The organism is Stomatobaculum sp., from assembly GCF_057248925.1.
Genome location: NZ_DBHIHF010000006.1, coordinates 95,165 through 108,963, shown reverse-complemented (window position 1 = coordinate 108,963; position 13,799 = coordinate 95,165). Strand labels below are relative to the sequence as shown.

Below are 13,799 nucleotides of genomic sequence, written 5' to 3'. Positions count from 1 at the left end.
CTTTCGGAAAAGCCTTATGAGTTTTTGGATATTTAGATTAGGTATAAATACTAGACCATTCTGATTGAAGAATGATTGTGTGAAAACAAATGCGAATTCAGGTGGAGTGGATGCCACTGAAAAAGAAAAAGCTGCCGCAGTATTGCGGCAGCTTTTTTTGTCACTTCCGGATTTAGCCGAACGTCCTTTATGACGCAATCGATTGTTCGGCGTTCCACATGGCCGTATATTTACCTCCCAACTTTAACAGTTGCTCATGGGTCCCGGACTCCGCGATTTTTCCGTCTGCCACGACGAGGATTCGATCGGCATTTTTTATAACAGACAAGGTATGAGCAATCATCACAACGGTTTTGTTTTCCTGCAGCAGATTTGAAATTGCCTGTTTGACAGCGAGTTCATTCTCAATATCCAAAGAGGAGGTTGCCTCATCCAGAAGCAGAATCGGGCTGTTTTTCAATATGGCCCGAGCAATCGAAAGTCGCTGTCGTTCACCGCCGGATAGCAGATTGCCGTTTTCACCGATGGAGGTATCATACCCTTTTTTCATTTTTCGGATAAATGTGTCACAGTTCGCTTTTTTGCAGGCGGTTTCTATTTTCTCATCCGTAGCGGAAGGCTTTGCGTGGCGTATGTTCTCTCGTACTGTTTCATGAAACAGAAATGTGTCCTGATCGACCATAGAGATGATATCCAGTACATCTTCCGCATTGACATGGAGGATAGAGTACCCGCCGATGTCAATGTCCCCGCTTTCCGGATCATAATATTTTGCAATCAGATTCAAGATTGTTGATTTTCCGGATCCGGAGTCTCCTACAATTGCGGTTAGCTTATGATCCGGTATTGTGAAACTCATTTTTTTCAGAACAGGTTCTCCCCGCACATAAGAGAACGACACATCATGAAAGGAGATGCCGTACTCTTTAGGCGAAAAGATATCTTTGCTTTTCGATTGTTCCTTTTCTGTCAACAGGTTTTGGATGTTTGTTTTTGAAATCAGGAGATTCCTGTAACTGAACATGTCCACCGAAATTGCAGCGGTCAGCTTTGCTAAAACCATCGGCATCATGCACAGAAACAGGAAATTGATTGCGTGGATGGCTCCGGATTGCCATGGGATGAATCCAATCCACATAATCAGCGGAACGGTAAGCCAATTTACAATGTTAAAAGCAAAATTAACCGGAATCCCGTGTGCCTCATATTGATAACTGACTGTGCTGAATTTCCGCAGGGCAGCGGTTGTGTTTTTGTTTTTAGTGCCTCCCATTCCATATGACCGGAAGGTCTGAATTCCGTCGATGTACTCAACGATTTGTCCTACAGCGTCGGCCGTAACAGCATTCTTTTCCTTACCGTACTTTCCCACAATTCGAAATGACAGCCACATTTCGGGGAGCAACAGAAGAAGAGAAAACAGTAGGATGACCGCAGCCGGGAAATACAGAACACCGATAAAGGAGATCACGATGACTGACAGGATCCCGTTTTTTACAAGAGAGGCAAGTTTATGCGTAAGAATCTGCTCATAACCATTGACATCTGCCGTCATAATATTGATGTATTGCCCTTCGCGCTTTTCCGTAAAGCCGGATAACGGAAGCTTTCTAAGCTTATCGCCAAGGCCGAGGCGAATGTTCTTAGACACCTCAGCGCCACCGATTTGGCTCTGCGTATAACCAATGCTGTAAATGACAAGTCGTATCACAAAGATAGCTCCGACGAGGCCGGATAGACTGAAGATGCGCCGCATAGAAGCAGTACCGTCGTACAGCATTGTGAGCACTGCGTAAATGACAATATAGTTACTTCCGGAAAGAAGTCCCTCCAAAACGGTCAATATCAGACCACGGTAAAACCGGGTATTTTTGTGGAAAAGGTTTTTATCTGTCATCCTGCGATACCTCCTTTTCCATAGGTGATATTCCTTGCTGATTCATAGCTTTCCCAACTTCTTCGGTAATAGCTGTTGCGCGAAAGCAGTTCATCATGGGTGCCGATATCGGAAATCGTATGATTCTCTACCACCGCAACCTTGTCACACATGCCGACAACACTGAGCCGATGAGCAATGATGAGGACGGTTTTCCCCTTGGAGAGGTTCCGGATTGCTTTGTCAATCTCCATCTGATTTTCCGGATCGGCGGCACTCGTCGCTTCATCCAAAATAAGAATCGGCGCGTTTTTTAAAATTGCCCTTGCAATGGCAATTCTCTGCTTTTCGCCGCCCGAAAAGCGGGAACCGTAACTCCCGACTTTTGTTTCATATCCGTCGGGGAGGGACATGATGAAATCGTCAATTTGTGCTGCACTTGCAGCTTCTCTAACCTGCTCCAAAGAGGCGTTCATCCCCATGCGAATATTGTCAAAGACAGAGTCTCGTGTCAGGAAAGTCTTCTGAAAGACGAGAGATATATGCGCGAGGAGTGTTTCGTATCGGATACTTTTGACGTTTTTTCCTCCGATTAGAACCTCTCCGCCATCCGGGTCGTAGAAACGGGAAATCAGTGCGGCAATCGTGCTTTTACCCGTGCCGGAGGCGCCTATAACGGCGACTTTTTCGCCTTCGCGGATGCACAGGTTGCAATTTTCAAGCACATTTGTTTTTCCGTCATAGGAAAAGCGCACGCCTTTTAGTGTGATATCACGGCTTTCGGGGAAAGCATCTCCGCCTTCAAAAACCGGAAGTTCCAGTATTTCTTTTACTTTTGCAATGCCGCTGAACGCCTGCGCGAAATTTCCGGAAAGCTGTTGAAGCGGAAGCAATTCCGTCAAATACAGGGACCCGATATAGGTAAACAGGAGAAATACGCCGGATGTGATAGTTCCCCGCAGGAATAGCCTTCCGCCCAGGGGAACGATCAGCAAAAGTCCGGACTCCAGTATCAGAATGAAGACAGCATACAAGGGAGCAGTCTTTTTCGAGATTCTGTTCCACGCTCTGTTTCCGTCGAGAATGGCTTCTCTGAATTTTTGAAATGATTTGCTGCCCATCCGGTATGCCTTAATCAGACGCATGTCGCGGACATATTCGACCATGACGGAATTGAAGTCGGCAAGAGATTCGTTGGCCTCAGGCAACATATCAGACATTTTTTGAAACACTGCCATCATCACCGGAATATCCAAAAGGAGAGGAAGCAGAGAAATGAGTGCCAGCGGAACATTCACCGTCATGAGATAAGCAAAAATAACGACAGGACCGGTAAGATAGCTGACAAGCTCCGGAATGTTATGTGCAAGACATAACTCTAACTTCTCAATGTTCTCATTCAAGACGGTTTTGATTTCACCGGTGCTCCGCTCGTTGACATATCCGAGCGGAACCTTCGCCAGGTGTTCTATGATCATGCAGCGCACCCGAAACAGGGTGTTATAAGCACCTTTGTGCGAGAGTACACCGGACAGACCAAGCAGAATCATTCGAAGAATGGTTGTGACTGTTACCGGAACGATGCTGTCCGTCAATTCTTTCTTTGTCAGCGTTCCCAGTAGGACGCTGTCCATCAAGCGATAAATGCCGACATACGGTCCGATTACAAGCAGTCCGCTCAAAAATGCACACAAGACAGAGGCAAATAAGTACCATTTGTCGCTGCCGGCCCATGTAAGAAGTAATTTGACCGGTTTTTCTCGTCCCTTATTCAAACAGATCACCTCCCTTATTTATCCCCACGGCAGAAAAGAACAATTGCTTCATCTGCGCCTTGTTATCCGCACGGAATTTTAAATCGTCGCTGATGTCACCATCGGAAAAAACAAGTATGCGGCTACATGTCCTGCAAAGAAATTCATAATCGTGTGTCACAACAAATATGATTTTCCCCTGTTCGGAGAGCTTGCGGATTATTTTGGCGACGCTTGTCATGCTCTCATAATCCAATCCGCTGGTAGGTTCATCAAAGACAATCAGTTCTTTTTTACATATCTGTCCCACAGCGACGGCCAGCCTTTGCTTTTGTCCGCCGGAAAGCGTACCGGGATGTTGTGCGGCGAAGGGTGTCAGATCCAGCGTGTCCATCGTTTCTGCAATCAGAGCTGAATTCGGGTTACGAATGCCGAAGGAGCATTCTGCCTCCACGCTCTCTGCAAAAAGTTGAAAATTCACATCCTGCATGACCATATAGGAGATTTCCTGCCGTTTTTTCTTTGAGATGATTTTGCCATCCCGGAAAAAATCTCCTTTGATTTCTGGATGCAATCCGCAGAGGGCTCGCGAAAAGGTCGTTTTACCGGTTCCGTTTTTCCCGACAAGTGCAATTACCTCACCCCGCGAAAATTTCGCGCTGATATTTCTCAGCACAGGTTCTTTCCTGTGGAACAGGGAAACATTTTTGAGCTCCAGACTGTTTTCCGGTTCTATTTTCGCAATTACCCCGGGAAGCTCTTTTCGCAAGTCAGTGGTTCGGAGCCCCAGTATTCGGCGCTCTTCTTCTGTCAGGGTCAGGAATTCTTTGGCAGAGTAATTTTTTGTTATCTGTCCTTCATCCAATACAAGGATGCGGTCAACGATATCCATCAGGTAATATAGGCGGTGTTCGACAATCAAAATGGTTTTTCCCTGAGACTTAAGCTCTTTGAGATGAGTTCTTAAAGCATCAACGGTCTCCATATCCAGATTGGAGGATGGCTCGTCCAAAAGGTAAACCGAGGGATTCATGGCATATACAGAGGCAAAAGCAATCTTCTGCTTTTCTCCGCCGGAAAGAGAGAAAAGATTCCTTCCGCGCAGATTTTCGATTTTCAGATTCCTTGCGGCGGCAGCTACTTTTTGCGCAATCTGTTCCCTGGGCAAGGCCCGGTTTTCCACGCCAAATGCAATCTCGCTGTCTGTATCCACATTGAAGAACTGTGTCTTTGGGTTCTGAAACACCGAACCGACAAGAGATGCGATTTCGTACATCGGAAGTTCCGAAAGGTTCTGTCCGTCAAGCAGAACATTCCCGGTCAGCTTCCCGGGATAGATATTGGGGATAAGTCCGTTTACAAGGCGCGTCAAGGTGGTTTTTCCGCAGCCGCTCTTCCCGCAGAGAAGGACGCATTCTCCGTCATTCACCGTGAAATTGATGTCATGCAAACTCGCTGTTCTATGTATATTCGTCTGCGCCCTGTGTGAGTCATATGAAAAAGATACATGCTGAAATGTAATCATGGTGACACAATCCTTTCCCAAATAAGACCCAGCACAAGAATGCAGACTGCAAGAACTGTGGCAATCCGGTCTCTTCTCCGGAAGCGTATCTCAAGAAGGCAGGTACGCGGTGTTGGGTTCTCTATCCCGCGAGTCACTGCGGCGGCAGAGAGTTCATCTGCCGCATTGGAAGCTGTCATCAGCAAGGGGACATAGAGACATTCCACCGTCATAACCGGATTTTTCAGAAAGCCGAACAAGGAGGGGGTTACATCTCTGAGCCGCATGGCGTCCTTGATATACCCCCAATCCTCACAAACTGTGGGAATGTACCGAAGCATGATTGCCAACGGAATAATCACCTGCTTGGGAATATGTGCCTTGTTCATCGCGCTCAGGAATTCATTGACCTTCGTCGTGGAAAGAATAATGTTTGCCAGAAAAGCACAGGGGTAGACCGTATAAAATAAGCCGAGCCAGGATGTGAATACGGTGTACAATAGGCCTTTTTCAAGTGACATAATTCGTGTTGTCAGCAGGTAAAAGACGCCGTAAAATGCCGCCGGGACAAGTGACATTCGGACTTTTCCGCTTGCGCACCCGAATATGGTAATCGCAAAAACGAGTAAGTTCTCATAGGAAATAGAGGGCACAATCATCGCTGAAATCACGCATAGAATCAGCAGAATCATTTTTGTGCGGGGATCAAACGACAGCCCGGGACGGCTTTCTGTGTTCGCACTTTGTATCATGCCGTGATTCCCGCTTTTTCAAATTGCTTCTTTAACAGTTGACTGCCGACAAAACCGCTGAAAAGGGCGACTAAAACAGTGCCTGCCAACATGGTTATCAAAATCCGCCGGTTGACGGTTGCCGCCATTGTATCTAGGTATTCCTGCGGTGTGCCCTTTTCCGACATCCTGCTTACCCAGGCTTGCGGATTGATGAAATATGCAAGATAGGACCCGGTTCCGCCGAGGCAGAAAACAATATAGGATAGAATGTTGATTTTAATATTCCGATAGCGTCCGGTCCTTGCTACCGTATCGGCCAGTGCGCTTCCGGCCAGATAGCCGATGGTCATTCCGATATGCATGCCGGTCACATAGCAGAAGATTGCCATCATCAGACCCGCAATAAAAATAGGGCCCGGTTTTGGGACTTTTGCGACCAGTAAAAGATATACCGGTCCGGCAAGAAGTGCCGCGCCTACCGGAAAATAAAAGGTCAAGGTCGGGAACATTGCAAAGGGGCCCCCGCTCAAGGAAATACATATCAATAGAATGGCGGAAAAGACACCGACAGTAATGAGATCCTTGACTGTAAGTTTCTGTTTCCTGCGGTTTGTTTCACTTGTCATAACAAAGGCCCTCCCTTTCAGTGTACACATTGCAGTGCAAAAGACGCGGTGGTAGTATAGTATTAGATTCAACTAATTATAAAAACAGTATAGAAAATCAGGAAAAGCAAAACAATACGGTTGAGAACGGTTTGTCTGATGCGTATGAAATCGCGTCCGATATGTATGATTTCGAGGGGATTACGTATGGAAATCGACGAATTTTACAGAGAATGGCTTACCAGCAGCGGTTTTGTTGAGAGTAAGTCAACACACAACTTCAGCCCTGCCGGAAAAGTGTACCTCGCTCCAAAGGGAGTAGCCTGCGGATATTACTGGGTCTACGGAGAAAGAGATTTATTTGATATTAAAATCCACGATTTCTATTTTTTCGAGGATCATTTGATATCCCTGACTACGCCGGAGTGTTTAAGCATTACCTACTATGACTCTGTGTCCGGGGAGGAGTTGACCCCTTACCGCCGCTTAACCGCAGGGTGTGTCAAAACCTTTCACGGAGGACATGAGGTATATCAATTTATGATGCACAAGAATATTCCGATTCGTTCCGTGGGAATTGAAGTATTTCCCGCATATTATGAAGAGTATCTGCGGGAAAGCTACCCGAATGACTATGTTCCTCCGCAGGAGGCATTCAGTCGCGTTGGGCAAACACTCGACTTCCCGAAAATGTCACAGCTTTTGCGTCAGGTTTGGGAGTATAGAGGAGAAGGCATACCGGCAAAGTTGTTTTATGAGGCCAAGGTTGCGGAAGCAGTCTCTCTTGTTTATGAACGTGGAAAGAACAGCAAAAATGACAGCTGCGGAAGAATATCTAAGCAGGACATGGATGCCTTGAACAATGTCGCATCCTATATCAATGACCACTTCAATTCGGAACTTCCGCTGGATACGCTTGCACGAATCGCCTGTATGGGCACCACAAAGTTGAAGACCTCTTTTAAGCAAACCTATCACTGTACGATTTCCGAATACATCCAACAGCGACGCATGCGTCACGCGGAAATGCTTCTGGTCTCTACAGACCTTGCAATCGAACAGGTTGCTTTGGCTGTCGGGTATTCCAATGGCGGAAGATTTGCGGCAAATTTCAAAACCAATACAGGGCTGTTTCCATCGGAATATCGCAAAATGGCACACAGGAAATTCGACAGTTCTCTCGGATGAAGAGAAAGCTGACTTTTCGGAAAAGAGAGGAAGTATCCGCATATTGCGGTGCCCATGACATTGTGAGGAGTTTGATAAAGGGACTGAATTCGTCGGCAACCGGAGTTGAGAGGATGTGAAGGCGAAGAAGACTGAGGCAAATCTGCCGGAGAAGAAGACCGTTCTGATTGAAAAATGATTGTGAGAAAACAAACGCGAATTCAGGTGGAGTGGATGCCACTGAAAATGAAAAAGCTGCCGCAGTATTGCGGCAGCCTTTTTTATGCCCTGTCGCAATGTTGAAAAAGCCCCGATGAACCGTTATGATAATTAGCGTATTGATAACAATGGATGTAATTATGCTGCAAACCGTTCCACAGGAGAGTTTGGTCTGATTTTGTAGGCGTAGTTGCTTTGCCCCGGCTGCGCGCGGTTGCAGCCGGGGCTTTGTATTTCCGAGAAAGTGTATGGGAGGAAGATGAGCAGAGTATTGGTGACCGGCGCGTACGGCTTCCTGGGACGCTATGTGGTGCGGGAGCTGCTCGCACACGGGTATGAAGTGGTCGCGTTCGGGCGAAAGCGGGATGCGCTCGAGGCGCTCCGCGCGGACGGCGCGGAAGAAGCAGAGCTCTTTGTCGGGGATTTCTGCCGGCAGGAGGACATCACGGCGGCGACGAAGCATGTGGATTATGTGATCCACGCGGGGGCGCTCTCTACGGTCTGGGGCAAGCGCTCTGCGTTCATGGAGACCAATGTGCGCGGCACGCAGCGGGTAGTCCGCGCCTGCAAAAAAAACAAGGTGAAGCGCCTGGTCTTTGTCTCATCGCCGAGCATCTACGCGGGTAAGTGCGATCGCCTGAACATACGGGAGGAGGACTACGATGCCTCAAATCACCTGAACTACTATATCGAGAGCAAAATTTTGGCGGAAAAAGTACTGCGGGAGCAGCGGAGCGTTCCCTGCGTAATCCTACGCCCGCGGGGGCTCTTCGGCATCGGGGACAGCAGCATCATCCCGCGGCTCATCAAAGCAAATCGGCGGAGCGGTATTCCGCTCTTTCGGGGCGGACATAATCTCGTGGACATCACCTGCGTGGAAAATGCAGCGCTCGCCCTGCGGCTTGCCATAGAGAGCGAGGCCGCGGTAGGGCAGGTCTATAACATCACGAACGGAGAGCCGCAAGAATTTCGGGCAATTCTGGAGGAGCTCTTTCGAGCGCTCGGCGAAACGCCGCGGTATCTGCGCCTGCCACTCGGCCTTCTCTACGGCGTCGCGACTTTGTCGGAGCGGGTTTACCGCCTGTTCCGCCTGGACGGGGAGCCGCCGTTTACGTGTTACACGATATGTACGCTCGGCTACAGTCAGACCTTAAACATCGAGAAAGCGGAGCAGGAACTCGGCTACAGGCCTATTGTCAGCCTACGCGCGGGGATTCGGAAGTATGCGAAGGGGGAGCGATGACAGCATTCAAGTCCGTTGAGAGTATCCGTTACTATGCTTGCGGCTACTGCACCAATGATTTGCACACGGTGTTTCGGGGATATTCGCATGAAAAGCGGCAGTTTCCGGCGGGCGTCTTTTTAATCCGGCACGCGAAAGAGGGATATATCCTTTTTGACACCGGCTATAGCAGCGAAATCTCTGCTTTAGGGTTTAAGGGGAGGCTCTACCATCTGTTGAATCCGACTGTTGTGCGCCCGGCGGATGAGATTCAGAATCAGCTCATGGCGGACGGGATTCAGCCGGAGGAGATACGCTATCTCTTTCTGTCCCACCTGCATCCGGACCACATCGGCTGCGTGAAGCACTTCAAGTCGGCTCGGATCGTGCTGAGCCGGGACGCCTTTTTGCGCTACCGCCGCAACCGGCTCGGAGACCTGATTTTTCAAAGGCTCTTGCCGCCCTGGTTTGCGGCGCACTGCACGGTGCTTCGGCGGGAGCGGCTTCGGGAAGAGAAGAATGCGTATTTTTCTTACTGTGATTTTTTCCGGGACGGGAGCCTTCTCTTAACGCAGATGGACGGACACGCGCGGGGACAGCTCTGCTGCCTGGTGGAAAATAAAATCTTTCTCGGGGCGGATGCAAGCTGGGGCAATGAATTCGTCGGAAAAGCGGATGAACTCTGCTTTCCGGCGCGGCTTGTGCAATACGATATGCGCGCCTATCGGGAAAACGATCGCATTCTGTCGCGCATGCGCTCGGACGGCATACGGCTATGCTTTAGCCATGACCGCGGAATCGAGGAGGTCATCAAGGGATGAGAGAGCGTTTGGCGGTTGTTTGGTACTTTATTCGGGCGCGCTATTTACAGCGTTTCCGCACGAGAAAGGCGCTGCGGCGCTATCAGAAACGGCGGGTGCTAAGGCAACTCGCCTATTTGAAAGAGCATTCCCCGTATTTTAAGGAGCTTTCCGTTCATAGCTTCGAAGACTTTAAGAAACTGCCCCTGATGAACAAGCAGTTCATGATGGAGCATTTCAATGCGCTGAATTGTGTCGGCGTGGACCGGGATGAAGCGCTTTCCCTTGCAATCGACAGTGAAAAGCAGCGAGAATTCTCGGAGAAGCTCGGCGGTATCTCGGTGGGGCTGTCCTCGGGAACAAGCGGGGCGCGCGGACTCTTTTTGGTGAGCGACAGGGAGCGCGCGCTCTGGGCGGGGACGGTGCTCGCCAAGTTTTTGCCGAAGGGCAGAATTTTCGGGCACCGCATCGCCTTCTTTCTCCGCGCGGACAATAATCTCTACGAGACCATAGATTCCAAGCTGATTCGGTTTCGCTATTTTGACCTTCTGAGAGACATGGAAGAGAATCTTTCGGAACTCGCGGCCTACCGCCCGAGCTTGCTGGTCGCACCGCCGTCGGTCTTACTCGACATCGCACGGGCCATGGAGAGCGGAGCACTCAGAATCAATCCCGAAAAAGTGATCTCGGTCGCGGAGGTGCTGCGCGCGGAGGATGCCGCCTATCTAAAGGCGCAATTCGGACTTCAAGTCATCCACCAGGCCTATCAGTGCACGGAGGGCTTCCTCGGCTATGTCTGCGAATACGGGAACTTTCACTTAAATGAGGAACTGGTGTTAATCGAACGGGAGTATCTGGACGAAACGCGCTTTGTCCCCATTGTCACGGACTTTACAAGGCAGTCGCAGCCCATCGTCCGCTACCGTCTGAATGACATTCTGGTTGAGAAAAGGGGGCATTGCCCCTGCGGGAATCCCGCAAGTCTGATTCAATACATCGAAGGGCGAGAGGACGATATCTTTTATTTTGCGGGCATCGATCGAGACAAAGTCGCTGTCTTTCCGGACTTCATAAGCCGCTGTGTGATTTATGCGGAAGGGGTAAAGAACTATAAGGTCGTACAGGACGGCAGCGCGCATGTAACTGTCTATCTGGAGCGGGAGCGCTCCGATACCTTAGCGCAAATTCGGCGGGAGTTTTTGCGTCTCGCGGAAAAGATGAAGTTTCACTGCCCGGAAATCGCGTTCGCGCCCTATGTTCCGGATCCTCGGCGCAAGATGAAGCGCGTGGAGCGGAAAATCGGGGGTTGAGAAAAGATGTGTCGCCGGATAACAAAGCTATTCCGAGCGTGCTTATCGTGGGTTTTGCGTAATCGGGCAGGCGCGAACTTGGGAGAATGGCAAAACGACTGCCGTGCTTCCTGTGTATATGCAAACAAAGAAGCGTAACAACGAAAAAGCGTAACAACGAAAAGCGGTGAAGCGCAACATGAAATGCAGGAAGAAGTGAGCAATGCAATATTGGGAATGCAATCGATGAAAGATAAAGCTGTAAGCGAAGTAAACGGTGGAATGAGCACTGCGGAACGAGACGGAAGCGTTGGACTTGGAAAGGAGAGCAGGCAGAGATGAGAAACATCCGAATTGCGGGCTACGGGAAGTATGCGCCGGAAAACACAATGGAATTTCACGGGGAGTGCCGTTATCGCGCAAACGGCAGCGAGACGCAACTCGATATGGCGGTCAACGCAGCCAAACGGGCGCTTGCGAGCGCGAAGATGCAAATCAAGGAGATGGACTGCATTGTCTCGGCGAGCGCGGTCATGATGCAGCCCATTCCCTGCAATGCGGCTTTGATTCACGAGCGGCTTGCAAAGGGCAGCAATATACCCGCAATGGACATTAACTCGACCTGCACAAGCTTTGTGACGGCACTCGATATGATGTCTTATCTAATCGACGCGGGGCGTTACCGGAATGTCCTGATTGTCTCGAGTGACATTGCTTCCGAGGGCTTGAATGAGAAGCAAGCGGAGAGCTATGAACTTTTCTCGGACGGCGCCGCTGCCTTTATCATAAGCCGCACGGAGAACGAGAAGCAAGGTGTCGCGGACAGCATCATCCGCACCTATTCGGAGGGGGCGCACGCCACCGAGATTCGGGGCGGCGGTACTCTGCATTCCGCCATGAAATATCGTCCCGCGGATAAGGCGGATTACTGCTTTGACATGAAGGGAAAGAGTATCTTAAGTCTCAGTGCCAAAAAGCTCCCGGAACTCTTCCGGGAATTTGAAGCGCAGAGCGGAATTTCCTGTGCGGAGGTCGATATGATTGTGCCGCATCAGGCGAGCAAGGCACTGCCCTTTATGATGAGTCGCCTCGGTATCCCGGCGGAAAAGTATGTGAACCGGGTCGGTCAATACGGCAACATGGTCTCGGCTTCGATTCCCTATGTGCTCTGCGCGCTCCTTGAGGAGGGCAGGCTTAAGGAAGGAAATCGTGTGCTTCTCTGCGGGACGGCGGCGGGACTTACTTGCAATTTGCTGCTGTTACAGCTCTGAGGCAGGAGATGCAAAGCGCAATGAGAGGCAAACGAGTGGTCTTTTTTTCGACCCCGGCATACGGGCATCTGCAGGCTGTGTACCAGGTGCTCGCGCGACTTGTCAGGGCAGGCGTTCGGGTTGACTGGTATTGCACCGAAGCGTACAGGGACTTGGTCACGAAGACGGGTGCGCACTTTCATCCCTATTGTGTGGATTTTTCGCGCTATCCGCTCGACCGGCTGACGGCGGACTTTTTTTCGCTCTACCGCGGACTGCTTGTGCTGAACCGGCGCTGCTATCTGCGCCACAGACAGGAAATCCGAGAGAATCCGCCGGATGTCATCCTCTATGATTCCATGTGCTCGTTTGCAAAGAACATTGCAAAAAAGCTCGGCATCCCTTCCGTCTGTCTCTGTACGACCCTCGCTTATAATCTCCCAACCTTAGTGTTTTCGAATCTCTTTTGGCCCTCGCTTACGCTAACCCTCAGGCACGCGCCGGAACTCCTGCGGCTTACCCGTAAGGAGCAGTGCTTCCGGCGGCGGGAGGGGCTGCCGGGCTTTCGTCCTTTGGATCTCTTTGTGAACAGCGGGGACAAAACCCTGGTGTTTTCGCCCCCGGAATTTCAACCCTTTGTGCGGAGCTTCCCGCCTTCCTTTGTCTTTGTCGGCACCACGATACGCGACCGGTGCGGGAAGGGGCCTGTTTATGAGACATATGATATTTATCTCTCGCTCGGTAGTATTTTCGCGGCGCGCGCGGGCGAACTGGAGAGGCTTTTAGAGACGCCGCTGTTTCGGGGGAAAAAGGTGATTGTGAGCGCGGGAGAGGCCGCGGCGGACTTACAGAAACGCCTCGGGCGTGAGCGGCTTACCTTTGTGCGCCGCACGAATCAGCTTGCCCTGCTTAAGAAGACCGGCCTCTTTGTGAATCACGGGGGCTTAAACAGCGTCTATGAAAGTTTATACTTTGGCGTCTTTCAGCTCTGCCTGCCGCAACAGGAGGAGCAAAAACTGACCGCACTGATGGCAGAGCGAAAGAAGTTCGGGCTTTATGTGAGAGATCTTTCCGACCTCACCGCAGCGAAAGTCGAAAAACTGCGGCGCGCGTGGCGGCCACAGATAAAAAAATACCGGCGGGTGCTTCACGCTGCGGACGGGACGACACAGGCCTGCCGGGAAATTTCAAAACTGCTCTTCTCTACAGGATATCCGGACAGAGAGAGCATATACTTATAAAAATACAACCACTCCGCAAGAAATATGCAAAAACTGACGGGATAATCCCGATAAAATTGCACAAAAACAAGGCATTAAACTTATGCAGATAGACGGATAAAACAGTGTTATTCGTGTGGGACATAGCAATTATACACC

The 13,799-nt window shown here is 50.1% G+C and carries 11 protein-coding genes; 6 read left to right on the top strand and 5 right to left on the bottom strand.

What is annotated here, in order from left to right; genetic code table 11:
• Nucleotides 1-187: 187 nt before the first annotated feature.
• Genes ACO4XG_RS03390 through ACO4XG_RS03370 form a run of 5 tightly spaced genes read right to left on the bottom strand, consistent with a single transcriptional unit; the run spans nucleotide 188 to nucleotide 6,494 of the window.
• Nucleotides 188-1,897: an ABC transporter ATP-binding protein gene (locus tag ACO4XG_RS03390; protein ID WP_308508934.1), complete on the bottom strand. Its 1,710-nt coding sequence runs from the start codon at nucleotides 1,895-1,897 to the stop codon at nucleotides 188-190.
• Nucleotides 1,894-3,651 (bottom strand): ABC transporter ATP-binding protein, encoded by a 1,758-nt coding sequence (locus tag ACO4XG_RS03385; RefSeq protein WP_308508935.1) that lies wholly within the window; start codon nucleotides 3,649-3,651, stop codon nucleotides 1,894-1,896. Before ACO4XG_RS03385 ends, ACO4XG_RS03390 begins: the two co-directional genes overlap by 4 nt.
• Nucleotides 3,644-5,155, bottom strand: coding sequence for an ABC transporter ATP-binding protein (locus ACO4XG_RS03380; protein WP_308508936.1), 1,512 nt, complete (start codon nucleotides 5,153-5,155; stop codon nucleotides 3,644-3,646). Before ACO4XG_RS03380 ends, ACO4XG_RS03385 begins: the two co-directional genes overlap by 8 nt.
• The gene (locus ACO4XG_RS03375) at nucleotides 5,152-5,886 is read right to left on the bottom strand and encodes an energy-coupling factor transporter transmembrane component T (protein WP_308508937.1); all 735 of its coding nucleotides are present in this window, start codon (nucleotides 5,884-5,886) and stop codon (nucleotides 5,152-5,154) included. The genes ACO4XG_RS03380 and ACO4XG_RS03375 overlap by 4 nt, the downstream gene beginning before the upstream one ends.
• Nucleotides 5,883-6,494, bottom strand: a complete 612-nt coding sequence (locus ACO4XG_RS03370; RefSeq protein WP_308508938.1) for an MptD family putative ECF transporter S component — start codon at nucleotides 6,492-6,494, stop codon at nucleotides 5,883-5,885. The genes ACO4XG_RS03375 and ACO4XG_RS03370 overlap by 4 nt, the downstream gene beginning before the upstream one ends.
• A gap of 186 nt (nucleotides 6,495-6,680) precedes the next feature.
• Here ACO4XG_RS03370 and ACO4XG_RS03365 point away from each other — a divergent pair, with 186 nt between their 5' ends.
• The 6 genes from ACO4XG_RS03365 (at nucleotide 6,681) to ACO4XG_RS03340 (ending at nucleotide 13,661) form a co-directional block, all read left to right on the top strand.
• Nucleotides 6,681-7,661 (top strand): helix-turn-helix domain-containing protein, encoded by a 981-nt coding sequence (locus ACO4XG_RS03365; RefSeq protein WP_308508939.1) that lies wholly within the window; start codon nucleotides 6,681-6,683, stop codon nucleotides 7,659-7,661.
• Nucleotides 7,662-8,118: 457 nt separating this feature from the next.
• Nucleotides 8,119-9,102, top strand: coding sequence for an NAD-dependent epimerase/dehydratase family protein (locus tag ACO4XG_RS03360; protein WP_308508940.1), 984 nt, complete (start codon nucleotides 8,119-8,121; stop codon nucleotides 9,100-9,102).
• Nucleotides 9,099-9,902 (top strand): MBL fold metallo-hydrolase, encoded by an 804-nt coding sequence (locus tag ACO4XG_RS03355; protein ID WP_308508941.1) that lies wholly within the window; start codon nucleotides 9,099-9,101, stop codon nucleotides 9,900-9,902. Before ACO4XG_RS03360 ends, ACO4XG_RS03355 begins: the two co-directional genes overlap by 4 nt.
• Nucleotides 9,899-11,191, top strand: coding sequence for a F390 synthetase-related protein (locus ACO4XG_RS03350; RefSeq protein WP_308508942.1), 1,293 nt, complete (start codon nucleotides 9,899-9,901; stop codon nucleotides 11,189-11,191). Before ACO4XG_RS03355 ends, ACO4XG_RS03350 begins: the two co-directional genes overlap by 4 nt.
• Nucleotides 11,192-11,508: 317 nt before the next feature.
• On the top strand, nucleotides 11,509-12,441 hold the full coding sequence (locus ACO4XG_RS03345) for a 3-oxoacyl-[acyl-carrier-protein] synthase III C-terminal domain-containing protein (protein WP_308508943.1): 933 nt from the start codon (nucleotides 11,509-11,511) through the stop codon (nucleotides 12,439-12,441).
• A 20-nt stretch (nucleotides 12,442-12,461) separates the two neighbouring features.
• Nucleotides 12,462-13,661 (top strand): glycosyltransferase, encoded by a 1,200-nt coding sequence (locus ACO4XG_RS03340; protein ID WP_308508944.1) that lies wholly within the window; start codon nucleotides 12,462-12,464, stop codon nucleotides 13,659-13,661.
• The last annotated feature ends 138 nt before the right edge of the window (nucleotides 13,662-13,799 follow it).

What these genes read in the sequence shown, in the direction of transcription:
- ACO4XG_RS03390 (WP_308508934.1), bottom strand. Translation starts at nt 1,897, where the DNA reads ATGACAGATAAAAACCTTTTCCACAAAAATACCCGGTTTTACCGTGGT.
- ACO4XG_RS03380 (WP_308508936.1), bottom strand. Translation starts at nt 5,155, where the DNA reads ATGATTACATTTCAGCATGTATCTTTTTCATATGACTCACACAGGGCG.
- ACO4XG_RS03375 (WP_308508937.1), bottom strand. Translation starts at nt 5,886, where the DNA reads ATGATACAAAGTGCGAACACAGAAAGCCGTCCCGGGCTGTCGTTTGAT.
- ACO4XG_RS03370 (WP_308508938.1), bottom strand. Translation starts at nt 6,494, where the DNA reads ATGACAAGTGAAACAAACCGCAGGAAACAGAAACTTACAGTCAAGGAT.
- ACO4XG_RS03365 (WP_308508939.1), top strand. Translation starts at nt 6,681, where the DNA reads ATGGAAATCGACGAATTTTACAGAGAATGGCTTACCAGCAGCGGTTTT.
- ACO4XG_RS03360 (WP_308508940.1), top strand. Translation starts at nt 8,119, where the DNA reads ATGAGCAGAGTATTGGTGACCGGCGCGTACGGCTTCCTGGGACGCTAT.
- ACO4XG_RS03355 (WP_308508941.1), top strand. Translation starts at nt 9,099, where the DNA reads ATGACAGCATTCAAGTCCGTTGAGAGTATCCGTTACTATGCTTGCGGC.
- ACO4XG_RS03350 (WP_308508942.1), top strand. Translation starts at nt 9,899, where the DNA reads ATGAGAGAGCGTTTGGCGGTTGTTTGGTACTTTATTCGGGCGCGCTAT.
- ACO4XG_RS03345 (WP_308508943.1), top strand. Translation starts at nt 11,509, where the DNA reads ATGAGAAACATCCGAATTGCGGGCTACGGGAAGTATGCGCCGGAAAAC.
- ACO4XG_RS03340 (WP_308508944.1), top strand. Translation starts at nt 12,462, where the DNA reads ATGAGAGGCAAACGAGTGGTCTTTTTTTCGACCCCGGCATACGGGCAT.